The organism is Nocardia sp. NPDC004278 (assembly GCF_053602975.1).
In genome coordinates, this window is the sequence record NZ_JBSGEQ010000034.1 from 40406 (window position 1) to 63203 (window position 22798).

The window sequence follows — 22798 nt, forward strand, 5'->3', positions numbered from 1 at the left end:
TCCGGCGCTCATCCGCCTGCCCGAATATTTAGGCCGTACAAGTCCGCAGCCTCGAGGTCCCCGTCGAGGGCCGGCGGTCGAGTGCCTCCCTGGTTTGGGCGTGCCCGACGGGTTACCCAGTACAAGGGAGATCAGTTGACCGGTTATGCACAGTCTCCGGGGCGCTGTCGACTCGTGACGCGCCAAGCCACCGGCGCGGCAAGACCGTGTCGGACGATGGCTAGCATGACGGGGTGACCTCACCGAATCAGACCGCCGTGGCGACGGTGCACACCAACTACGGCGATATCAAGATCTCGCTCTTCGGTAACCACGCCCCGAAGACGGTGCGGAACTTCGTCGGCCTGGCCGATGGCTCGGCGCCGTACACCACCGAGAACGCGAGTGGAGGTAACTCCGGGCCGTTCTACGACGGCGGGGTCTTCCATCGGGTGATGGACGGGTTCATGATTCAAGGCGGTGACCCGACCGGCACTGGACGTGGCGGACCGGGTTACGAATTCGGCGACGAATTCCATCCAGAGCTGCGCTTCGACCGCGGCTACCTGCTGGCGATGGCGAATGCGGGACCGGGAACCAATGGTTCGCAGTTCTTCATCACCGTCGGCCCGCAGCCACACCTGAACCGCAAGCACACCATCTTCGGGGAGGTCGTCGACCCCGATTCGCGCAAGGTCGTCGATGCCATCGCGACCACGCCCACCGATCGCAACGACCGTCCCAAAGAAGCTGTCACCATCTCCGCAATCACTACCGAATGATCCGATGAACGCTCAGCCGCCCGCACCGACGTGCGTCCGCCACCCCAATCGCCCGACGGGCCTGGCCTGCACGCGTTGCGGGCGGCCCGCTTGTCCGGACTGCCTGCGACCCGCCGCGGTGGGTCAGCACTGTGTCGACTGCATCCGTCAAGGTCAGCGTGCGGACCGCCCGGTCCGCACCGTGGCCGGTGCGCAGACCGCACGGACCCCAATTCCGTATGTCACCTATGCGCTGATCGCGCTGAACACCATTGTCTTCGCGATCACCGCTGGCCAATCGCGCAGCCTGGTCGAGAACACCGCCCATTCCGCGCTGTACGTCGACTGGGTGCTGTACCCGCCCGCGGTGGCGCACGGCCAATATGCGCGGCTGATCGGGTCTGGGTTCCTGCACTACGGTCCGATCCACCTACTGCTCAATATGTTCGCGCTGTATGTGGTCGGCCGGAGTATCGAGCCGGTACTCGGCCGGGCGCGGTATCTGGTGGTCTATCTGGTGTCACTGCTCGGCGGTTCGGCCGCTGTCATGATTTTCGCCAGGGACAGTCTCACCGCAGGTGCGTCATGCGCGGTGTACGGCCTGTTCGGCGCGATCACGGTGATTCTGATCCGGGTGCGGCAGAATCCGAATCAGATGTTGATCCTCATCGGCATCAATGTCTTCATCAGTTTCTCGCTACCCGGTATCTCCCTGGCCGGACACCTCGGTGGATTGGCTGCCGGTACGCTCGCCGCGCTCGGCATTCTGTTCCTGCCCGAGTGGTTTCGCGCGAAATCCCAAGAGAACGCACGAATGATCGGCTGGGCGGCGGTTGCCGCGGTCGCGGTCGCGGCGCTTGCCGTCATCGTTGCCGCAGCGATGTCACTGCGGTAAATGCTTCACGTGAAACGTTGTCCCCGCACGGATGCAGCGTCGGCTACTGCGCCAGGCCATGCGCGACAAGGGTTTCGAAGACTTCGTCGGGACTGGTGCCGAGATCCCAGCGGCCGAAGATGAGCAGGCGTTCGTCGCCGTGGTGCTCGACATCGATTTCGAGCATGGGATTCTTGCGGCCCAGGCGGCGGTAGCCGACGACCCGCGCGCGCAGAATCTGATCGCGCCGGTATTCGGTCGGTCCGGTGAGGGTGCGAACCACCAGACGTGGCTCGGGGCCGGAGGCGATGCTCAGTCGAGGTCGCTGCCGGAATCCGAGTCCGGCCAATGCCAACAGGCCGACCGCGGCCAACCCGATGAGCAGACGGCTCGGTCCATCCTTGGCGAGGATGGCGGCACCGGCCAGCACCACGCCGCCGATGGTCACCGCGATGAGTGCGGCCATCGGCGTAGTCCAGGTGGTGCGTGGTTCGGGCGGCAGCGGATCAGGAGAATCGGATTCGGGATCCACGCGTCACTTTCCCCAATCGTTCCTCGAGTTGTCCACACGGTTATCCACAGGTGTGTATGAATGACACGTCTGTAATCCCAGCCGGTGGGACGGTTTGCCGGTCGCTCGAACAGCCGACTATGGGCCGGTCAGCGCCACCGCATCGTCATGATCAGGCCGATGACCATCAACCCGAAGCCGATCAGGAAGTTCCACGCGCCCAGATCCGCCATCCAGGTGATGCGGTCATTGGCCAGGTAGTAGACGAGCAGCCAGACCAGCCCGGCCAGCATGAAGCCGAGCATGATCACGACGTACCAGACCGGGGACGGTCCTACCTTCACCTTCACCGGCGTGCGGCTGGCGGGATTGATCGTGTAGTCGGTCTTCTTACGGACCTTCGACTTGGGCATGTCGTCCTCATGTTCGGCGTTCAGGTCGGGTACCGGCGGGCAGGATTCGGTTGAATTATGGCGCCCCGGCTCGCTCGCTGCAGTCCCCGATCCGGCGAGCGCCGAAGGGGCCGGGCGAGGGCTCAGGTTCCCTCCGGTCTGCCTCTAGGCTATCCCAACTGGTAATGGATGCGACGGCCCGCCGGGTCGCCACGTAATCTCGACAGCATGCGTGTTCTGGTCGTCGACAACTACGACAGTTTCGTGTTCAACCTGGTGCAGTACCTCGGCCAGTTGGGTGTCGAGGCCGTGGTCTGGCGCAACGACGACCCGAAGCTGGCCGACCTCGATGCCGTCGTCACCGAATACGACGGCATCCTGATCAGCCCCGGTCCCGGCACCCCGGATCGGGCTGGCGCGAGCATCGACCTCGTACACGCCTGCGCCCGGCACAGCATTCCGCTGCTGGGGGTGTGCCTCGGTCATCAGGCTATCGGCGAGGCGTTCGGCGGTACGGTCACCCGCGCGCCGGAACTGCTGCACGGCAAGACCAGTTCGGTGTTCCACCTGGGCGTTGGCGTGCTCTCCGGGCTGTCGGATCCGTTCACCGCGACCCGATACCACTCGCTCACCGTCCTCGAGGACACATTGCCCGCAGATATCGAGGTGATCGGCCGCACCGAGTCCGGAATCGTCATGGCCATGCGGCACCGCACACTGCCGATCCACGGTGTGCAATTCCATCCCGAATCGGTACTGACCCAGGGCGGGCACCGGATGCTGGCGAACTGGCTCGAGGTATGCGGCGAGCGGCCGTCGGAGGGGTTGGTGGAGCTGCTGGAGGCGGAGGTTGCGGCACTGGTGACCCAGTGACGCAAGGAATCCGGCCCTACGTCCTGCTGTCGGTTGCGGTCAGCGTCGACGGATATATCGACGACGCGACCCCGGAGCGGCTGAAGCTGTCGAATGCGGCGGATTTCGATCGGGTGGATCAGGTGCGCGCGGATTCCGACGCGATCTTGATCGGTGCCGAGACGCTCCGTCGCGACAACCCCCGACTGCTGGTCAACAGCGCGCAGCGGCGGGCGGCGCGCATTGCGGCGGGTAAGCCGGAATACCCGCTGAAGATCGCCGTCAGCGCGCGCGGTGATCTGGATCCGGAACTGCGGTTCTGGCACCACGGCGGCGGCAAGCTCGTCTACACCACCGCGGCCGGTGCGGCGAAGCTCGGCGCTCGGCTGGCCGGTCTCGCCGAGGTGGTCTCCCTTGGCGCCGAAATCCAGCTCGGTGCATTGCTCGACGATCTCGGTCGGCGCGGCATCGCCCGGCTGATGGTCGAAGGTGGCACGCGCGTCCACACGGAATTTCTCTCGCGGGACCTGGCCGACGAGTTGCAGATGGCGATCGCGCCGATCGTCATCGGACATGCCGCAGCGCCCCGCTTCCTCGGTCCGGCCGCCTACCCGGCTCGCAGAATGCATTTGGCCGATGTCACGCAGATCGGTGATATCGCGCTGCTGCGCTATCTGCCGCGACAGTCCGGCAGTGCCGCGCATGACCGCTGAGTGTCCCCGACCGCGGAGGTCTTCCGATGTCTGCTGATATCCAATTCATGCGCCGGGCAATCGAACTGGCGCGGCTGTGCCCGACCAGTCCGACCGCGTTCTCGGTCGGTGCGCTCATCGTGGCCAATGGCGTCGAAATCTCGACGGGCTACTCGCGGGAGACCGATGCGAAGGTCCATGCCGAGGAGTCCGCGCTGAACAAACTCGACGCGAACGATCCTCGGCTGGCCGAAGCGACGCTCTACTCCACCCTGGAACCGTGTTCACAGCGCGCCACCGCGACGCGGTTGCCGTGTACCGACCGGATCCTGCGGGCCGGTATTCCGCGAGTGGTCATCGCCTGGCGCGAACCGGCCACCTTCGTGACCAATTGCGTCGGCGTGGAGAAGCTGCGCCAGCACGGCGTCGAGGTGGTCGAACTGGCGGAGCTGGCCGAGGAGGCGATGTCGATGAATCGCCACCTGGATCTTTCGTGACGGGTGCCGAACCCGTCGGGGCGCGAGCTACGGCCTGCCGTAGATCGCGGTGACGAACTCGCTGAGCTGGTTGTCGTCGAGGTGCCGTGCGAGGTCGGCCTCGCTGATCATCCCGACCAGCCGCTTGGCTTCGATCACCGGCATTCGCTTGATCCGATGACTTTCCATCTGATCGAGCACCTCGTTGACATCCGCATCGGCGTCGACCCACCGCGGGGTCGCCGCACAGAGTTCTTCGGCGCGGGTGGTCGACGGCGCCCGGCCCTGGGCGACGCATTTGACCACGATGTCGCGGTCGGTGATGATCCCGCACATCCGTTCGTTCTCATCGGCGATGACCAGTGCGCCGACGCCGCGTTCGGCCATTACCCGCGCGGCCTTGCCGACACTCTCGTCCTTGGAAATCCACTCGGCCCCTGGCTTCATGATGTCCCTGGCAGTGGTCATGGGGCTGCCTCCTGTTCCACAGTGGGTTGGGGATGGGCAGCCCCATTCTCGCTCCGATCAGACCGTGCGGTCCGCCTCTCCGCGTATTCAGGTGCTTGACCTGGGTGCCGCTATGGCGGACCGAGGACGTAGATGGTGACCGATATCGGTCCGGTCTTCGCGATCGACGAACCCGCGGCGGGCTGCTGGCTGACCACCCGCCCGACGCTATTGGTATCGAAGGTGCCCTGGGCCGACTGGTTGATCTGTGCCGCCGAGCCGGTCCACCCGGCCTGACGCAGTTTGTCCACGGCCTGTGCCGAGGTCAGCCCGATCAGCGACGGCATGGTGACCTGGTCACCACTGGAGACCTGCACGGTCACCGGCGACCCCTTGTCGGCGGTGGTGCCGCCAGCCGGATTCGTTGCGATCACCTCGCCCTTGGGCTTCGAGGAGGGCACCTCCTGGACGGTGATCTTGAATCCGGCGCTGTCCACCAGATTCGGCTGCGCGACGCCGATGTCCTGTCCGACCACGTTCGGCACCCGGATCTGTTCCGGTCCGGAGCCGAGGATCACTACCACGGCCCGGTCGACATCGACCCGGTTGCCCGCCGACGGCTCGGTGCCGATCACCTTGTCGGTTTCCTGCGCACTCGACGGTTTGCGCTGCACGGTCGGATCCATCCGCAGGCCGTTGGCATTGAGCTGCTGCTCGGCCTGTTGCTGGGTCATGCCGTCCAGTCGAGGCACCGGGACCTGAGCCGGTCCGGTGGAGACCTGCACGGTGATGGTGCTGCCCTTGTCGACCCGGGAACCGCCGAGCGGCTGGGTCGAGATGACATTGCCGGTGGCCACCTTGCCATTCGGGTTCTGCTGGATGGCCACGGTGAAGCCGCGCTTCTGCAGCGATTCTTGAGCCTGCTGCGCCGTCATGTTCGAAAGGTCGGGCACGTCAACCTGATCCGGGCGCGCACCTGGCCCGATCAATACCCAGAACAGGGCGAATGCCACGATGACCGCGGCCGCGGCGCCGAGTGCGATGTAGAGATTGCGGCGCGGATTCGCCGGTTCGGCGCGTTCCTGCTCGGCGGTGTCGTCATTGCGTTCGACGGTCCGGAAGTTGCGCGGCGGCGGTTCGTTCGAGCCGAGGATGGTGGTGCGGTCCTCGTCGGTCATCACCATCGGCGCGCTCGGCTTCTGCCCGCCGAGCACCCGGATCAGGTCGGCGCGCATCTCGGCCGCGGACTGGTACCGATTGGCCGGATTCTTGCTCATCGCCTTGAGCACGACGGAGTCCAGCTCGCGCGGCACCCCGTTATGGACATGTGAGGGCAGCCGCGGGTCCTCCCGGACGTGCTGGTAGGCAACGGCGATCGGGGAGTCACCGGTGAAAGGCGGCTCGCCGGTGAGGATTTCGAACAGCACACAGCCGACGGAATAGACATCCGAGCGGGCGTCGACGGTCTCACCGCGCGCCTGTTCGGGCGAAAGATATTGCGCGGTTCCGATCACGGCCGCGGTCTGGGTCATCGGATTGGAGCTGTCGGCGATCGCCCGCGCGATGCCGAAGTCCATCACCTTCACCGCGCCGGCCCGGTTGATCATGATGTTGGCCGGTTTCATATCGCGGTGCACGATCCCGGCCTTATGGCTGAAATCCAGTGCGGCGCAGACGTCGGCGACGACCTCCATGGCCCGGCGCGGCGGTATCGGCCCCTTACCGCGCACGATGTCGCGCAGCGTGTCACCGTCGACGTACTCCATCACGATGTACGGCAGCGGGCCGCCGTCCACCTCCGCCTCACCAGTGTCGTAGACCGCGACGATGGCCGGGTGGTTCAGTGCGGCGGCGTTCTGCGCCTCGCGCTTGAAGCGCAGATAGAACGTTGGGTCGCGGGCGAGGTCGGCGCGCAGCACCTTGATCGCCACATCCCGACTGAGCCGTAGATCCCGCGCCTTGTGGACTTCGGACATGCCGCCGAACCCGATGATCTCACCCAGCTCGTAGCGGGAGGAGAGATTCTTCGGGGTCGTCATGGTTGTCCTTGCGGAGTAGCAGCGCCGGGGGTGGCCGAGGGTCCTCGGGCACCGGGACTATCCGGAAATGGTAAGTCGAGCGTAGGGAACCACGAGCCTCTGGTGGTGGTGGACGGAGTCGTTGTTTTCGAGGTCTTCGTCGTAGTCGGCGCCGTGGTGCTCGGAGTCGTCGTCGGCGGCTGCGTTGTTGTCGTCGGCGCTTCCGTTGTTGTCGGCGGTGGCGGTGCCGGTCTTGTCGTGGGAACGATGGTCGTCGGCGGCTCGGTTGTTGTCGTTATCGTCGTCGGCGCGATCACCGGCGGCGGCACGACCTTCGTGGTGGTGGTGGGGCGCACGGTATCCGGATTGGTATCGCCACCGAAGAGCAACCAGAGCACGAGACCGACGAGCAGTACCGCGCCGACGGCGACGGCCGCACCGACCTTCTGGCCGCTGGTGAACTTCGAAGTCTCTGGACCGGGCCCCGAGTTGGCGCGGGTGGCACCGGAACTCATCACGGTCCTCGGCGCGCCGGCGGGCGTTTGTCTGCTCGAACCGGCGCCCGCCCCACCCATCGGGGTGTTGTACCGGACCGTCGGGCCCTCATGGTCCTGCGACGGCAGAATCACCGTCGGGCCGGGCGGCAGCACCCGGGTCGCACCGGTCGCCATCGGTGTGCCGGTGGCGACCGGCGGTGGTGGGCGACGGCCGGCACGCACGGCGGCGACCGCGTCGGCGAATTCGCCGCCGCTGGCATAGCGCAGCGTCGGATCCTTGCCCATGGTGATCTCGATGAGCTCACGCACATTGGGCGGCAGATCGGACGGCATCGGCGGCGGGGCCTCGCGCACATGTTTCATCGCGACGGTGATCGCGCCGTCACCGGTGAACGGCCGTTGTCCGGCCAGCGCCTCGTACCCAACAACACCCAGTGCGTAAACATCACTGGCTGCCGTCGCATCCTCGCCGACCGCCTGCTCCGGTGCGATGTACTGGGCGGTGCCCATCACCATGCCGGTCTTGGTCACCGGGGAGGCGTCGACCGCCTTGGCGATGCCGAAGTCGGTGATCTTCACCTGACCGTGCGGGGTGACCAGGATATTGCCCGGCTTCACGTCACGGTGTACGACACCGGCGGCATGTGCGACCTCGAGTGCGCGGCCGGTCTGCTCCAGCATGTCCAGCCCCTGGGCCACCGAGAGTCGGCCGAGCCGGTTCAGCACCGTATTGAGCGGCTCGCCCTGCACCAGTTCCATGACCAGGTAGGCGGTTTCGCCACCGCTCGGATCGAGGGTCTCACCGTAGTCGTAGATACCGGCGATGCCGGGGTGATTCAGCTGGGCCGTGGTCTTGGCCTCGCTACGGAACCGGTGCCGGAAGGTGGGGTCGGCCGAGAACTCCGACTTGAGCACCTTCACCGCGACCCGGCGGTCCAGCCGGGTGTCGAGCGCCTCCCAGACCTGGCCCATACCGCCCGTGGCGATCAGGCGTTGCAGGCGATATCGGTCGGCGATCATCGCGCCGTTATTCAGCATCCCGGCCCCCGTACATCCACTCGCACGTTCATATCTCTCAGCGCCCTCGCAAACCGGCGTCAAGCACCGCGCGGGCGATCGGCGCGGCCACCGAGCCACCGGTAGCGGCCAGCGCCCGATCGCCACCGTTCTCCACGATCACCGCGATGGCGATCTTGGGGTTCTGTGCGGGGGCGAAGGCGATGTACCAGGCGTGTGGTGGCGTATTGCGCGGATTGCTGCCGTGCTCGGCGGTTCCGGTCTTAGAGGCAATTTGGTACCGGGTTTGGCCGTGTCCGACGGTGTTGTCCTCCGACGCGATCATCAGGTTGGTCAGCGTCGACGCTACCTGGGCGCTGACGGCTTGTCCGACTGAGACGGGTTTATTTTTCGAGAGCTCGCTCAGATCGGGTCCCTGCAGCTGGTCGACCAGGTACGGCTCCATGCGGACGCCGCCGTTCGCGATGGTCGCGGCAATGACCGCATTGTCCAGTGGGGTAAGTGCGACGTCGCGCTGGCCGATGCTGCTCTGGGCCAGTGCGGCGTTGTCCGGAATGGTGCCGACGGTGCTCTCGGCCACCGGAATCGGGATGCCGCGATGCGCGCCGATGCCGAATGCGGCCGCCTCATCCTTCAGATTCGAGGCGCCGACCTTGAGGCCGAGTTCGACGAAGGCGGTATTGCAGGATCTGCGGAAGGCCTCGGTGAGCGTCGCGGTCGGGCCGTTGCCGCAGGTGGAGCCGTTGTAATTCTCCAACGTCGTGGTGGTGCCGGGCAGGGTGATGTTGGGTGCGGCGGTGAATTGGTCATCCGGGGTGGCGGTACCGTTGGCCAACGCGGCGGCGGTGACGACCACCTTGAAGGTGGAACCCGGCGGATAGGTCTGCGACACAGCACGATTCAACATGGGTTGGCGCTGGTCCGCACTCAGCTCTTCCCAAGACTTGGTGCCCTGGGCGCCATCGTGGCCGGACAGCGGGTTGGGATCGTAGCTGGGGGTGGAGACCATGGTGAGAATCTTGCCGGTACTCGGCTCGATCGCCACCACGGAGCCGGTGAAGCCCTTGGCGGTCAACTGCTCGTAGGCGACCTGCTGCATCATCGGATCCAGCGTGGTGAGCACATTGCCGCCGCGTGGATCACGACCGGAGATCATGTCGATCAGACGGCGCCCGAACAGCGAGTTGTCCGAGCCGTTGAGCACCGTATCCTCGGCGCGCTCCAAACCCGTGCTGCCGTACTGCATCGAGTAGAAACCGGTGACCGGGGCGTACGCCTCCGGATCCGTCGGATAGGTGCGCAGGTACTTGTAGCGGTCCTCGGTCGCGACCGAACTGGCCAATACGGTGCCGCCCGCGGAGATCTGCCCGCGCTGGCGCGCGTACTCGTCGAGCAGTACGCGGGAGTTGCGTGGATCGGTGCGGTAGTCGTCGGCCTTGATCACCTGCACGTAGGTGGCGTTGATCAGCAGCGCGACGATCATGAGCATCACCGCGACCGCGACCCGTCGTAGCGGTGTGTTCATTCCTGCGGCCTCGCTTCCGGTTTGCGCAGGAGTTCGGTCGACGCCTCTGCGATCGGGGCCACCGCATCCTTCTTGCGCACCGGCGCCGGGGCACGAGCCGCGTCGGACACCTTGATCAACAGGGCGAGCAGTGCGTAGTTGGCCAGCAGCGACGAACCACCGTAGGACATGAACGGGGTGGTGAGGCCGGTCAGCGGAATCAGTTTGGTGACACCGCCGACCACCACGAACAGCTGGATCGCAATGGTGAAGGCCAGTCCTGCCGCCAGCAGCTTGCCGAAACTGTCACGCACGGCCAGCGCGGTCCGCAGGCCGCGCACCACGAACACCAGGAACAACAGCAGCACCGCGGCGAGTCCGAACAGGCCGAGTTCCTCGCCGATGGTGGTGATGATGAAGTCGGTCTTGGCGAAGGGCACCTGAGAGGGCCGCCCGCTGCCCAGGCCGGTGCCCGCAAGTCCGCCGGTGGCCAATCCGAACAGCGACTGTGAGATCTGGTAGCCGGTGTTGTTGTAATCGGCGAACGGGTGCAGCCAGGTCTGCGTGCGCACCCGCACATGGCTGAAGGCCTGGTAGGCGAAGAAGAATCCGATGGTCAGCAGCGCGCCGCCGATAACGAGCCAGCCCACCCGTTCGGTCGCGATGTAGAGCATCACCAGCACGGTGCTGAAGATCAACAGCGAAGTGCCGAGGTCCTTTTCGAAGACCAGCACCCCGATGCAGACGATCCAGACCACCAGGATCGGCCCGAGGTCGCGGGCGCGCGGGAACTCCATGCCGAGGAAATGCCGCCCGGCCGCGGTGAACAGATCGCGCTTGGCGACCAGCACCGAGGCGAAGAAGATGATCAGCAGGATCTTGGCGAATTCACCCGGCTGCACACTCAATCCGGGCAGCCGGATCCAGATCTTGGAGCCATTGGTCTCCGAATACGCGCCCGGCAGCAATGCCGGAATCGCCAGCGCGACAAGGCCGATGAGGCCTAGGGTGTAGCTGTAGCGCGCCAGCGTACGGTAATCGCGCAGCACGACCAGGATCGTGATGAAGATGATCATCCCCAGGCCGGTCCACAGGATCTGTTGATTGGCATCGGGGGAGGGAATCGGCCAGGAGTTGTACACGGCCGTTTGCGCATCGGCGAGATCGAGCCGATGGATCAGTACCAGGCCGAGTCCGTTGAGCAGCGCCGCAATCGGAAGCAGGAGTGGATCGGCGAATGGAGCGAAGCGCCGCACTGCCAGATGTGCCACGGCGAACAGGGCGAGATAGGCGAGACCGTACTTGGCGATGTCCAAGGTGACCGATTGTTCCTGGCTCGCCTCCACCAGGAACAGTGAGATGGTGACGATCCCTGTCGCGCCGGCGAGCAATAAGAGTTCGGCGTTGCGTCTGGTCGACGGCGGCGGCGCGGGCGCGAATCCGCCAGGGGGACTGGGAAAGGCCCCAGCGGACGGCGGTGCCGGAGCGGACATCAGTCCGTCACCCGGCAAGGCTCCCCCGCCGTCTGGGGGTTCGACGACGCGGTCGTCGTCGGGGTCTTGCCGTCGGGGATCTTGGTCTCGCTCGGCTGCTGCGGTGCGGGCGGCTGATGGTTCTCGCCGGTCGGAGCGACAGGCGTGGGCGCGGGCGCACCGGGCGCTGCGGGCGGTTCGGCGGGCGGAACGACGCCGGGCTGGGGCACCGCCTCCTTGGGCGGGCAGACGGGCAGCAGTTCCTTCTGCGCCAGGGTCTGCATCTGCTTGCGGGCATCGTCCAGCGAACCCGGCGGCAGACCCTTGTCCACCTGATCGCGCCCGGTCTGCTTGAGATCGGACACCTCGAGCGCCTTGCACTTCGCCGGCAGACCCTCATTTGGCTGCTTCAGCGTGAGGGCGCCACCGGCGTCGACGCAGCCGACCGATTCGACCTCATGGATCGAATATCCGAGCACCGAACCCGGGAGTCCGCGCAGGATGACGACCTGGCCGCTATCCGCACCGACGTAGTAGTTGCTGCGAATCATCTTGTAGCCGACCAGCAATCCGACAGCCGCGGCCGCCACCAGGGCGACCGCCAGCAGGATCCAGCGCAGCCGGTGGGATTTACTCGGCGGCGGCGTCTCGGGCGTGGCGGCGGCGCGGCGCGGCTCCGTCCGCGGTGGACGCATCGCCGCGGCGCGACCGGCGGCAGTATTCGGCGGCGGGGTGTCCTCGTCCTGACCGGAGGCCGCACCCGCGACGATCGGGTGGCTCTGCCCGTAGTCCAGATCGATGACATCGGCGACGACCACGGTGACGTTGTCCGGGCCGCCGCTGCGCAGCGCGAGTTCGATGAGCCGGTCGGCGCATTCGTCGGTGCCGCCCTCGCGCATGGTGTTGGCGATGGTCTCATCGCTGACCACATCGGAGAGCCCGTCGGAGCACAGCAGATAGCGATCGCCCGCACGGGCCTCGCGCATGATCAGCGTCGGCTCGATCTCGTTACCGGTGAGTGCGCGCATGATCAGCGAACGCTGCGGATGGGTATGCGCCTGCTCAGGGGTGATCCGGCCCTCGTCGACCAGCGACTGGACGAAGGTGTCGTCGCGGGTGATCTGGGCCAGCTCGCCGCCGCGCAGCAGATAGGCGCGGGAGTCACCGATGTGGACCAGGCCGAGTTTCTTGCCCGCGAACAGGATTGCGGTGAGCGTGGTGCCCATGCCGTCGAGTTCGGGCTCTTCCTCGACGTGATCGGCAATGGCGGCATTGCCCGCGTGGGTGGCGGTATTGAGCTTGCCGAGCAGATCGTCACCGGGCTCATCGTCATCGAGATGGGCCAGGGCGGCGATCATCAGCTGCGATGCCACCTCGCCGGCGGCGTGGCCGCCCATACCGTCGGCTAGTGCGAGCAGCCGTGCGCCCGCATAGACGGAGTCCTCGTTGTTGCCTCGGACAAGACCGCGGTCGCTACGCGCTGCGTAGCGGAGAACAAGTGTCACGATCGCAGCTCGATCACTGTTTTGCCGACACGGACTGGGGTACCGAGTGGAACTCGGACTGCGGTGGTGACTTTCGCACGGTCGAGGTAGGTGCCGTTCGTCGAGCCGAGGTCTTCGACGTACCAGTCGTCACCGCGTGGTGAGAGCCGCGCATGTCTGGTAGATGCGTAATCATCGGTGAGTACCAGCGTTGAGTCGTCCGCACGTCCGATCAGCACCGGTTGGGTGCCGAGCGATATGCGAGTGCCGGCGAGTGAACCTTGAGTCACCACAAGAAATTTGGCGCCCTTCTGGCCTCGGCTGAAAGACGGCAGCACCGTGGAACCGCGAGCGGCCCTGGGCTGGATCCGGATGCCGGATGCCGCGTAGATGTCGCTGCGCAGGGTGCGCAACACCGCCCACACGAATAACCACAACAGCAGCAGGAACCCCGCACGGGTCAGTTGCAGGATCAGTCCCTGCACGGCGCTCCACCTCCTGTTCGACCGTGTACGTCGGTGCCCGTAGGTGCGAGTTCGCCCCCACCGGCTTGCTGGTTTCGCGAGCCCCGGTCCTGGCGACGCGCGTGTGTTGGCAGCATCATAGGGCCGTGGGTCGAGTTCGATCACGATACGGCCGCAGAATCCCTGTACGCCATGTCGTGACCTGCATCGCGAGCTTACGGGATCAGACGATACGGATCAGGATCTCGGAATGCCCGGCGCGGATAACGTCACCATCGGCAAGCTGCCAATCCTGGACGGGTGAGCCGTTGACGAGGGTGCCGTTGGTCGAACCGAGGTCCGAGAGCATTGCGGTCTGCCCGTCCCAGCGAACCTCGATGTGACGGCGCGAAACTCCGGTATCCGGCAGCCGGAAGTGCGCGTCCTGACCGCGGCCGATGATGTTGCTGCCCTCGCGGAGCTGGTAGGTGCGGCCGCTGCCGTCGTCGAGCTGTAGCGTCGCGGAGTAGCCCGAACCGGCCTGTGCGCCACCGCCATACGCGGGGGCCGCGTAGCCGCCGCCCTGCGCGCCGTAGCCGGGCTGTTGCGAGTAGGCCTGGCCGTAGCCGCCCTGCTCGTCCGGCGCGCCGTAGCCCGGCTCGCTGTAACCCGGTTCCGCGTAGCCCTGCTCGCCGTAGCCGGACTGCGCGTAGCCCTGCTGGCCGTAGCCCGGCTGCTGACCGTAGCCGCCCTGCTCGGCGTAGCCCTGCTCGCCGTAGCCGGACTGTCCGTAGCCCTGCTGTCCGTAGCCTTGTTCGCCGTAGCCCTGCTGGCCGTAGCCCGGCTCCTGATAGCCCTGCTGGCCGTAGTCCTGATCGGCGTAGCCACCCTGCTGCTGGCCGTAGCCGCCGCGCTCGCCATAGCCCTGCTGGCCGCCGCCGTAGCCCGGCTCCTGATAGGCCTGCTGACCGTAGCCCTGGCCGCCCTGCTGGTAGTCGTAGCCGTTCTGGTAGTCGCCGTAACCCTGCTGCGAGTCCGGCGCCTGGTAGTCGGAGCCACCGCCATAGGGCGCGCCGCCCCGGCCGTAGTCATCGCGGTACGCACCGTTCGGCGGTCCGGGCCGCCCCGTGGGCGGCGGTGCGTACCCGCGGTTGCGTGGATCGGACTCCGCGTGCTCACGGCTTGGGTCGTAGCCTGAGTTCTGCGTCATGGGGCCAGCTCCTGGTTGCGGGTTTGCAGGTTGTTGTGGCGGGGGTTCGGGGCTGCGAGCCGGGGTGGCTCTGCGGCCGACGTCGGGATCGACCCGACCGCTCGCCCTGAACTGTCCGGTGTGCAGCGTAGGTGATGCCTCGAATGCCACGTGTACTTCGCCGTAGGTCTGCCAGCCTTGTTCGCGGATGTAGTCCTGTAGGTGTTTGGCGAATGCGCGGGTAGTGAGGTCGTGGTCGGCGTCGAGTTGTTGGTGATCAGAGGTGTTGATGGTGATCACATAGCTGTTGGGCGCCAACAGATGTCCGCCGCCCAGATCCTGGATGTTGTCGGTGGCTTCCTGCTTGAGCGCCGCCTCCACCTCCTGGGGGACGACACTGCCGCCGAAAGCTCTGGCGAACACGTCACCGACGGCGCCTTGAAGGCGACGCTCGAATCGAGAAACGATGCCCATCTCGGCCTCCCTTCGGTGAGCGTCTCTACTGATTCATAACAACGACACGCGTATATGGCGTGTCGCGTATCGACCACGTTCATTGCATGATATCCACGATCGTCCACACCTGTAACTCCTGGAAAGCCTGGCGGGTTCCCGCCACCGCCCAGTCGGCGCCGCAGGGCCGCCAGCAGGCGATTTCATGTCTCGCCGACCCCCGTGATACTGTCTCCCAGTCGCTCGGGCGAGTGGCGGAATGGCAGACGCGCTGGCTTCAGGTGCCAGTGTCCTTCGGGACGTGGGGGTTCAAGTCCCCCTTCGCCCACAGAGATGGTAGGGGCCGCAGGTCAGAGGGTTTTTCCTCTGGCCTGCGGCTTTTTTCGTCGACAAGATTTGCTGAGGTCTGTGGGCGTGCGTAGGTGTTGATCGCGTGTCCCCCAAGGATCGCTTTCCTGTCGCCTTGCACAAGTGGTTTCCCTTCTGTGTCAGTGGTTTTGAATCTATGTCGACGAGCTGACTCAGCTCCGCTGACCTACAGCCGCTTCCCCGTCTACAGCTGCGGCCGTTCGGTCCCGATCACCACCCTTTACCAGCCGCCCGATAAATACGGCGCGGACCACGGGCGGCAGATTCGCTGCCCCGTGCTACGCCCGGCGGGCTGAAGTCGATAACCGTCTAGGGGAACGACGACGATCGGACTCGAGAACATGACGGATGTTGGAACCACCACCCCTATGACGTGTCATGCGACGCGGGGTGCGCTCATTGCCGGGGTGGTCGGGATGGCGCTCGTGTTGGCGGCTGTGGTGTGGGGTGTGTCGAGTGGGCGAGCACTCGAGGGCACCGCGCGTACCGATGGAACCGTGCTGCTCGCGAGTTCGGGCGATGGCCGGGGGGTCGAGTTTGTCGTCGACGGCACGCGGTACACGACCAGAACCTCGGCATACAGCGTGTTGCACAGCTACTCGACCGGTGAGCGGGTGCCCGTCGCCTATAACCCGAAGGATCCCGCCGAGGCGGAGGTGGCGGATCTGCACTCGACCTACGGCGGGCCGCTGTTCGCGGGCGGATTCGGCATACTGGTCGCCGCCGCTTGCGCCGTCGGGTACGTCAATGGGCGACGAAAGGCGAAACTGCGGGAATGGCTCGATCAGCTGAGCCCGGACAAAGAACCGGTGTGACATGCGCGGGCCCGGCCCGGATCGAAGGATCCTGGCCGGGCCGGGATTTGCCCGACGATCAGTTCGCGCTGTTGGCGAACATGCCGGGCTGGTAGGAGCCGCCCTGCTGGCGCACGATTACGCCGAGCCGGTTGGCCGCATTGATCTGGGCGACCAGCGCGACCATCGCGGCGATCTGATCGTCGTCGTAGTGCTTGCGCACTGCGGTCCAGGTCTCGTCGGACACACCGTGATGGGCGTCGGCGAGGCGGGTGCCCTCCTCGGCCAGCGCGAGCGCCGCGCGCTCGGCCTCGGTGAACACGGTGGACTCGCGCCAAGCCGCGACCAGGTTGATGCGCACCGGAGATTCCCCGGCGTGTGCGAGGTCCTTGCTGTGCACGTCGGTGCACCAACCGCAGCCATTGATCTGGCTGACGCGCAGCATCATCAGATCCTGGGTGACCTTGGGCAGCGTCGACTCGAGGATTGCCAGGCTGGCGTTTCCGAACCGCTTTAAGAACTTGGCGCCGATCTCGTTTGCGGACAGATTGATACGGGGTTCCACGATGGTGGCCTCCTGCTTCGGGATGACTGAACGCACACAAGATGCCGACGACCCGATCCCTGTGACGCGGCGGAAATGTGACGTGCGGCACAACTTCTCGGTGTCACAGAACGACGGTGCCCGGTGTCTGGTGGGGACACAGCCGAGAGTGAAGAGGACCCCATGGCCGATGCGTCGCAGACCGCGTCCGAGTATCGCGGCGAGAGCCGCGACGACCGCCCGGACCCCGCCACGGCGGCCTTCCTCAGGCACCGCAACCTGCTCTTCACCGTCGCCTACGAGCTACTCGGCTCCGCGGCCGACGCCGAGGACGTCCTCCAGGAGACCTGGCTGCGCTGGGCGAACGTCGACCTCACCACGGTGCAAGCCCAACGCGCCTACCTGGTCCGGATCACCACCCGCCAAGCACTCGTCCGGCTGCGCGCACTCGGCCGCCGCAGAGAGTCCTACATCGGCCCGTGGTTGCCCGAACCGCTGCTCACCACGCCCGACGTGGCCGAAGACATCGAACTGGCCGACAGCGTCTCCATGGCAATGCTGCTCGTACTCGAAACACTCACCCCGACCGAACGAGCGGTATTCGTACTCCGTGAAGTCTTCGACATCGCCTATGACGACATTGCCGAAGCCGTCGACAAAACCCCCGCCGCGGTCCGCCAGATCGCCCACCGCGCACGCACCCACGTTGCGGCCCGCCGACCACGCGGACCAATATCCCCCGCGCAAACCCGAAACGCCCTCGCGGCATTCCAGCGGGCGATCGAAACCGGCGATCTGCAAACCCTGTTCGACATCCTCGCGCCGGATGTCGTTCTCTTGGGTGATGGTGGCGGAGTCAAACAGGCCGCGCTGTCGCCGGTCATGGGGGCCGATAGCGTGGTCCATGTGCTCGGCCGCATCGCCGCCGTCGCATCGCTGCAGCGGGCGCAGGTCAATGGCTACCCGGCGCTGATCGTCCGGATGGACGGCGAGATCGACACTGTAGTCGCCGTTCGGATCGACGACGGCGTCATCACCGGGCTCTACGCCGTACGCAACCCCCAGAAGCTATCGCATATGTGGCACGAGACCACGCTGCGCCGCTGAGCCCCGGACACCCCCGAGGCAGTCCGACACATTCGAGCAATCACCCTCATCGGTCATGACCCAGGAATTACGGTGCTGTCATGGCGAACCCGGAAGAGGGCGATCACGCGACCGGTCGGCGTTCGCAGGCGCGGGTGTGGCTCGTGCCCGCCGTGGTGGTTTCGCTGCTCATGGCTCTGCTGGCCACCATGTACCTGGCCTATGTGGTCGATCCGTCGAAGCATCTGCACGGCTTCCCGATCGCGCTGGTGGATCAGGACACCGGGGATGTACTCGGCGGGCAGCCGACCAATGTGGGCAAGCAGATCAGCGATGCACTCGTCCAGCAGATTCCCAGCGACAAGATCGACCTGCGGGCACTCGGAATCAACGAGGCGCAGCACGAGCTGAATTCGGGGAATGTGTACGGGGCGATCGTCATTCCGAGCGATTTCACCAAGCGGCTGGGGATCTTCGCGACCGCCAGTGTGGTCCCCGGAGACGTCAGCCAGCCGATCATCACCGTGTACACCAATCCACGGACCGGGTCGTTCTCACCGCAGGTCGTGCAGACCGTCGCGGGCAGCGCACTGGCTCGAGCCAATCAGACGGTCGGGGAACGGCTCACCGAGACCGTGCGGACCCAACTGCAATCCTCCGGGGGTGGGCAGGCACCCGAATTGGTCGGCCTGAGCCGGTTGATGCTGGCCAAGCCCATAGACGTGGTCGTCACGCCGTTCCATCCGCTGCCCGCGGGCACCGGCGGCGGGCTCACCGCCTTCTTCTACACCATGATGGTGCTGCTGGCCGGGTTCACCGGCGCCATGGTGATCAATGGCATGGTCGATTCCTCGCTCGGCTTCGCGCCCACCGAATTCGGCCCCTGGTACGTGCACTATCCACCGACACCGATCTCCCGGCTGCACACACTCCTGCTGAAGTGGGGCATCATCACCGGCACCGCGCCGGTGGTCGCGGCCATCTTCATGGGCGTCGCGCATTGGCTGGGGATGCCCATCGACCGGCCGCTGCTGCTGTTCCTGTACAGCACCTTCGCGATCATTGCCGTCGGCGTGACCGCACTATCGATCGTGTCCGCGCTCGGCACCGCTGGCATGCTGGTCAACCTCATCCTGTTCATCGTGCTCGGCCTGCCGTCCTCCGGGGGCACCATCCCGATCGAAGCGCTGCCGAAATCCGTTGCCCGGCTTGCCGACTTCGAACCGATGCACCAGGTGTACCTCGGCATCCGCGCCATCCTGTACTTCAATGCCGACGGCGCCGCCGGACTCAGCCGCGCAAGCTGGATGACCCTGCTCGGACTGGCCATCGGACTGTCGCTGGGCGCGATCATCACCCGCTACTACGACCGCAAGGAACTACACCGCGCACCCACTGCCGCCCGATGATCCGCTTCCGCAGTTCCTGACCGGGAGGTCGCGGTGCACCGGTTGTCACGCACGACGCCGCCGGGAAAACCGGATGACACCGCATTCGGCGGTCCTTAATATCGGGCCTATGCACCGATACGTACCGATCACCCCGCCGCCCGCCGTTTGAGCGGGGTGTAGGACCGCGCACCACCTCGTAAGTGCGTGCGCCGCTCGGGCATTGGTTGTGCACCTCGCTTCCGCGACCTCAATCCTCTTCTGTCGCAGGAGCGCGAACTCTTCATGTCCACATCTGTCTCTACCGCCAGCCGGTCCGGGCTCGCCTGCCTTGTCGGCGCCGGACTCTTAGCGGGCACCGGCGGGCTGCTCGGCAGCCTCTTGCAACGCGCCACCGGCCTTTCGCCGGTCTCCATCGCCACGTGTCGGCTCGCCGTCGGCGGGCTGTTGCTGGTCGCGGTGCTCATCGTGACCCGACGGCCTTGGCCGCGAGACGTCGTGGCCTGGCGCAGGATCGGTGTGATCGCGGTGCTTTCCGCGACTGTCCAGGCGAGCTTTTTCGGTGCCGTCGCGGCATCGTCGGTGAGTCTGGCGACCCTGATCACCATCGGGATGTCACCCGTGGTCGTCGCGCTGTTGGAACAGCTGACCGGCAGGCGCGTCCTGGATCGTCGCCGTGCCGCGACTATCGCGATCGCACTGTTCGGGTTGATCCTGCTGGTCGGCGCGCCGCCGGACCGCGCGGATGCGGGCGGGATATTCGCAGGTACGGCAATGGCATTGGTATCTGCCTGTGCCTTCGCGACGATCACGGTGATCAGTGCCCGCCCGGTGCCCGGACTCGACGTAATGACCACAACGGGTTTCGGCATTACCGGCGGTGCAGTGCTGCTGACACCGGCCGCGGCGATATCCGGGTTCGCATTCGTTCCGACTGCGCACAGCATCGCCCTGATCGCTGCGCTCGGGTTACCCACCGCATTGGCGTACACCCTGTACTTCCGCGGGCTGTCCCGGGCCAGTGCTGGCACGGCCGCGGTATTGGCCCTGCTCGAGCCGCTTGCCGGCACGGTATTGGCCGTGGCGATACTCGGTGAACGATTGACGCCGACCGGGTTGGCAGGCGCGGCGTTCCTAACCGCGGCGCTGGTGCACACCAGCGTTCAGCCGCAAACCGGCGCGACGGTGTAGAGCTTCGCGAAGGTCTCCGGCCCTGGCTGCTCGATCGACGAGGGCGGGGAGACCGACTCCGGCGCGCCGTCTTGGGCGACAACAGAATTCACGGCATCAACGGTCCCGGATCTCGCCATGGGAACCCGGGGCATCGTGTTCGGCCCGTGACGGTACTGCCGGGCCGCCTGAGTCGGACGCCATTCGGTGCTGGGTTACATCCGAATCCGGTGATAGATCAGGACATCGAGCCGGTTGCGTAGTGCTGGGCGATCTCATCGCTGGTGGTGAGCCATACGCCCGGATGGTTCGCCACATGGTCCAGTGCCTGCTCCAGATATTTGATGCGGAAGGCCTGGCCGATGACGAAGGGATGCAGGGCCAAGGCCATAACGCGGCCGCTGTCGGCGGAGTCCTCGTAGAGCCGGTCCAGTTGGTCCTTGACGATCTGGACGAAATCCGCGCCGCGCAAACCGGTTCCGAGGAAGAGGCTGTTGTCATTGAGTTCGACCGAGTACGGAACACTCAGCACGCCGGGAACATTGAGCCGATACGGCTGGTCGTCATTGGTCCAGTCCAGGACGTAGTCGAGGCCGAGTTCGGCGAGCAGTGCCGCGGTGTTGAAGGTTTCGGTGAGTGCGGGGCCCATCCAGCCGCGGGGGCGGCGGCCGGTCGCGCGTTCGATGGTTTCGACGATATCGGTCAGGCAGGCACGCTCGTCATCGATCGACATATCGGCCTGGAAGATCGAGTTGTTCTTACCGTGCGCCAACCAGGTCCAGTTCCGGTCCCGCCCGGCCGCGATGATCTGCGGATTGTGCTGGGCGACATCGGAGTTGAGCAGGGCACTGGCGCGGATACCGTACTTGTCCAGTGCCTGCATCACCCGCCAGATGCCCACCCGGGGGCCGTAGTCACGCCAGCCATAGTTCAGCGGATCCGGCGCGAGGGCCGCGGTGCCGGGGAAGATGCTGGTCGAGGGCCGGTCGACCTGGTAATGCTCGATATTGAGCCCAACGTAGAACGCGACGCGGGCAGCACCCGGCCAGTGGATGGGCGTGCGGTCGACGATCGGGCTGTAGTCGAAGAGTGTGTTGTCCATGCCGCCTATGCTGGAACCCTCACATACATGTGAAGGTCAAATGCGAGGTGGAGCCCATGCGAATCGGAGAGCTGTCGGAGCGCACCGGCACCTCGCGGCGGCTGCTGCGCTACTACGAGGAACAGGAGCTGATTGTCGCCGACCGCTGCGCCAACGGCTATCGCACCTATGACGACCGCTTCGTCGACCGGATCCTGCAGATCCGCGGCCTGCTCGACGCCGGCCTGCCGACCCGCATCATCAAACAGATCCTGCCCTGCCTGGACAAACCACGCACCATCTACTTCCCGGACGCGACCCCGGAAATGCTGGCCACCCTGGAGCGCGAACGTGACCGCATGAGCGACCGCATCCGCTGCCTGTCGCGCAACCGCGACGCCATCGCCGAGTACCTCGAGGCCGTCAGGGAAAACGCCACGTCCTGATCGCGGCTCGAGCGGCGTTACCGTTCCAAGGACCCGGCGAACCTGTTGACTCTCAATGAGAACCTGTTCTAACTTTTGGCATGCGCAGATATGAGGGTCGCCGGGTATTGGTCACCGGAGCGGGATCGGGCATCGGGCAGGGCATTGCCCTGCGGCTACTCGACGAGGGGGCGGCATTGGTCGCCGCCGACATCGATGCGGCCGGACTGGAGACCACCGCGGCGAAGGCAGGTGACGCGGCCGATCGGCTGCGGACCGTCGAGGTGAATGTCGCCGATATCGAATCGGTGCGCGCCGCGACGGGCGCGGCGGCCGAATTCCTCGGTGGCCTGGATGTGCTGGTCAATGCGGCGGGCATCCTGCGTCCGGCGCGCACCGAGGATATGCCGCTCGAGGTGTGGAACCAGGTGATCACGGTCAACCTCACCGGCACCTTCCTGATGACCCAGAGTGCGCTGCCCGCGCTATTGGAGTCCGGACACGGCGTCGTGGTGAACCTGTCCTCGACCGCGGCCTTCAGCGCAGCGCCCTACCTCGCGGCCTATGCGGCATCGAAGGGCGGGGTCAACGCCTTCACCCACGCCATCGCGTTGGAATACGCCAAACAGGGCCTGCGCGCGGTGAATATCGTGCCCGCGGGCATCACCAGTGGGATCACTACCAAATCGATTCGCGATCAGCCGGAGGGCTTCGATCCGCAGCTGTTCTCCCGGATGACCGGCTGGCTCAATGGCGGCGCGCTGGGCAGTCCGGAAGATATTGCGGGTGTGGTCGCGATGGTCGCCTCCGATGACGGTCGGTACATGACCGGTACCGAGATCCGCATCGACGGCGGCGCCCTGATGTAGTCGGGACGGGC

At 65.8% G+C, this 22798-nt stretch carries 23 protein-coding genes and 1 tRNA gene; 12 read left to right on the top strand and 12 right to left on the bottom strand.

The annotated features are described in order from the left end of the window. Window positions 1-233 precede the first annotated feature (233 nt). Entirely contained in the window at window positions 234-761 is a 528-nt protein-coding gene (locus ACWEO2_RS35490; RefSeq protein ID WP_452409354.1) for a peptidylprolyl isomerase, read from the top strand. A 4-nt stretch (window positions 762-765) separates the two neighbouring features. Next, on the top strand, window positions 766-1635 hold the full coding sequence (locus ACWEO2_RS35495) for a rhomboid family intramembrane serine protease (RefSeq protein WP_452409355.1): 870 nt from the start codon (window positions 766-768) through the stop codon (window positions 1633-1635). 43 nt (window positions 1636-1678) lie between these two features. Here ACWEO2_RS35495 and ACWEO2_RS35500 read toward each other — a convergent pair whose 3' ends face one another. Further along, window positions 1679-2080 carry a PH domain-containing protein gene (locus ACWEO2_RS35500; RefSeq protein WP_354956825.1) on the bottom strand — a complete coding sequence of 134 codons (402 nt, stop codon included), beginning with the start codon at window positions 2078-2080 and terminating at the stop codon, window positions 1679-1681. Between the two features lie 194 nt (window positions 2081-2274). Next, window positions 2275-2538: a cell division protein CrgA gene (crgA, locus tag ACWEO2_RS35505; protein ID WP_354956799.1), complete on the bottom strand. Its 264-nt coding sequence runs from the start codon at window positions 2536-2538 to the stop codon at window positions 2275-2277. A 207-nt stretch (window positions 2539-2745) separates the two neighbouring features. Here crgA and ACWEO2_RS35510 point away from each other — a divergent pair, with 207 nt between their 5' ends. From ACWEO2_RS35510 to ACWEO2_RS35520, 3 genes are read left to right on the top strand one after another with little or no spacing between them, the layout of a single operon-like run. Next, on the top strand, window positions 2746-3390 hold the full coding sequence (locus tag ACWEO2_RS35510; RefSeq protein WP_452409356.1) for an aminodeoxychorismate/anthranilate synthase component II: 645 nt from the start codon (window positions 2746-2748) through the stop codon (window positions 3388-3390). Beyond that, window positions 3387-4082 carry a RibD family protein gene (locus tag ACWEO2_RS35515; protein WP_452409357.1) on the top strand — a complete coding sequence of 232 codons (696 nt, stop codon included), beginning with the start codon at window positions 3387-3389 and terminating at the stop codon, window positions 4080-4082. Before ACWEO2_RS35510 ends, ACWEO2_RS35515 begins: the two co-directional genes overlap by 4 nt. Window positions 4083-4108: 26 nt before the next feature. Next, window positions 4109-4558 carry a deaminase gene (locus ACWEO2_RS35520; protein WP_452409358.1) on the top strand — a complete coding sequence of 150 codons (450 nt, stop codon included), beginning with the start codon at window positions 4109-4111 and terminating at the stop codon, window positions 4556-4558. A gap of 27 nt (window positions 4559-4585) precedes the next feature. Here the strand turns inward: ACWEO2_RS35520 and ACWEO2_RS35525 are convergent, their stop codons facing one another. From ACWEO2_RS35525 to ACWEO2_RS35560, 8 genes are all read right to left on the bottom strand, one after another. After that, window positions 4586-5005, bottom strand: coding sequence for a CBS domain-containing protein (locus tag ACWEO2_RS35525; RefSeq protein WP_354956791.1), 420 nt, complete (start codon window positions 5003-5005; stop codon window positions 4586-4588). A 110-nt stretch (window positions 5006-5115) separates the two neighbouring features. Then, window positions 5116-7023, bottom strand: a complete 1908-nt coding sequence (pknB, locus tag ACWEO2_RS35530; RefSeq protein WP_452409359.1) for a Stk1 family PASTA domain-containing Ser/Thr kinase — start codon at window positions 7021-7023, stop codon at window positions 5116-5118. Further along, on the bottom strand, window positions 7020-8537 hold the full coding sequence (locus ACWEO2_RS35535; RefSeq protein ID WP_452409360.1) for a protein kinase domain-containing protein: 1518 nt from the start codon (window positions 8535-8537) through the stop codon (window positions 7020-7022). Before ACWEO2_RS35535 ends, pknB begins: the two co-directional genes overlap by 4 nt. A gap of 37 nt (window positions 8538-8574) precedes the next feature. Further along, entirely contained in the window at window positions 8575-10041 is a 1467-nt protein-coding gene (locus ACWEO2_RS35540) for a peptidoglycan D,D-transpeptidase FtsI family protein (RefSeq protein ID WP_452409361.1), read from the bottom strand. Continuing rightward, complete coding sequence (locus tag ACWEO2_RS35545) at window positions 10038-11513, bottom strand: FtsW/RodA/SpoVE family cell cycle protein (protein ID WP_452409362.1); 1476 nt, start codon at window positions 11511-11513, stop codon at window positions 10038-10040. Before ACWEO2_RS35545 ends, ACWEO2_RS35540 begins: the two co-directional genes overlap by 4 nt. Next, window positions 11513-12997, bottom strand: a complete 1485-nt coding sequence (locus ACWEO2_RS35550) for a PP2C family protein-serine/threonine phosphatase (protein ID WP_452409363.1) — start codon at window positions 12995-12997, stop codon at window positions 11513-11515. Before ACWEO2_RS35550 ends, ACWEO2_RS35545 begins: the two co-directional genes overlap by 1 nt. Continuing rightward, window positions 12994-13461 carry an FHA domain-containing protein FhaB/FipA gene (locus ACWEO2_RS35555; protein ID WP_040685661.1) on the bottom strand — a complete coding sequence of 156 codons (468 nt, stop codon included), beginning with the start codon at window positions 13459-13461 and terminating at the stop codon, window positions 12994-12996. The genes ACWEO2_RS35550 and ACWEO2_RS35555 overlap by 4 nt, the downstream gene beginning before the upstream one ends. Before the next feature lie 202 nt (window positions 13462-13663). Beyond that, a complete protein-coding gene (locus ACWEO2_RS35560; RefSeq protein WP_452409364.1) occupies window positions 13664-15082 on the bottom strand; it encodes a DUF3662 and FHA domain-containing protein in 1419 nt (472 codons plus the stop codon). 224 nt (window positions 15083-15306) lie between these two features. On the opposite strand from ACWEO2_RS35560, the gene ACWEO2_RS35565 reads away from it, so the two are divergent. Both ACWEO2_RS35565 and ACWEO2_RS35570 read left to right on the top strand, forming a co-directional pair. Then, a tRNA-Leu gene (locus ACWEO2_RS35565) sits at window positions 15307-15389 on the top strand. 382 nt (window positions 15390-15771) lie between these two features. Next, entirely contained in the window at window positions 15772-16245 is a 474-nt protein-coding gene (locus ACWEO2_RS35570; protein ID WP_452409365.1) for a DUF3592 domain-containing protein, read from the top strand. Window positions 16246-16303: 58 nt separating this feature from the next. Here ACWEO2_RS35570 and ACWEO2_RS35575 read toward each other — a convergent pair whose 3' ends face one another. Then, window positions 16304-16789, bottom strand: coding sequence for a carboxymuconolactone decarboxylase family protein (locus tag ACWEO2_RS35575; RefSeq protein ID WP_452409366.1), 486 nt, complete (start codon window positions 16787-16789; stop codon window positions 16304-16306). Window positions 16790-16951: 162 nt separating this feature from the next. Between ACWEO2_RS35575 and ACWEO2_RS35580 the strand changes: the two genes are divergently transcribed. From ACWEO2_RS35580 to ACWEO2_RS35590, 3 genes are all read left to right on the top strand, one after another. Then, window positions 16952-17875: an RNA polymerase sigma-70 factor gene (locus tag ACWEO2_RS35580; protein ID WP_452409367.1), complete on the top strand. Its 924-nt coding sequence runs from the start codon at window positions 16952-16954 to the stop codon at window positions 17873-17875. 80 nt (window positions 17876-17955) lie between these two features. Beyond that, on the top strand, window positions 17956-19263 hold the full coding sequence (locus ACWEO2_RS35585; protein WP_452409368.1) for a YhgE/Pip domain-containing protein: 1308 nt from the start codon (window positions 17956-17958) through the stop codon (window positions 19261-19263). Between the two features lie 264 nt (window positions 19264-19527). Further along, a complete protein-coding gene (locus ACWEO2_RS35590) occupies window positions 19528-20433 on the top strand; it encodes a DMT family transporter (RefSeq protein ID WP_452409369.1) in 906 nt (301 codons plus the stop codon). 217 nt (window positions 20434-20650) lie between these two features. Here the strand turns inward: ACWEO2_RS35590 and ACWEO2_RS35595 are convergent, their stop codons facing one another. Further along, window positions 20651-21514, bottom strand: coding sequence for a polysaccharide deacetylase family protein (locus ACWEO2_RS35595; protein ID WP_452409370.1), 864 nt, complete (start codon window positions 21512-21514; stop codon window positions 20651-20653). A gap of 56 nt (window positions 21515-21570) precedes the next feature. On the opposite strand from ACWEO2_RS35595, the gene ACWEO2_RS35600 reads away from it, so the two are divergent. Next, window positions 21571-21939: a MerR family transcriptional regulator gene (locus ACWEO2_RS35600; RefSeq protein WP_452409371.1), complete on the top strand. Its 369-nt coding sequence runs from the start codon at window positions 21571-21573 to the stop codon at window positions 21937-21939. A gap of 80 nt (window positions 21940-22019) precedes the next feature. Further along, window positions 22020-22787: an SDR family NAD(P)-dependent oxidoreductase gene (locus ACWEO2_RS35605; RefSeq protein WP_452409372.1), complete on the top strand. Its 768-nt coding sequence runs from the start codon at window positions 22020-22022 to the stop codon at window positions 22785-22787. The last annotated feature ends 11 nt before the right edge of the window (window positions 22788-22798 follow it).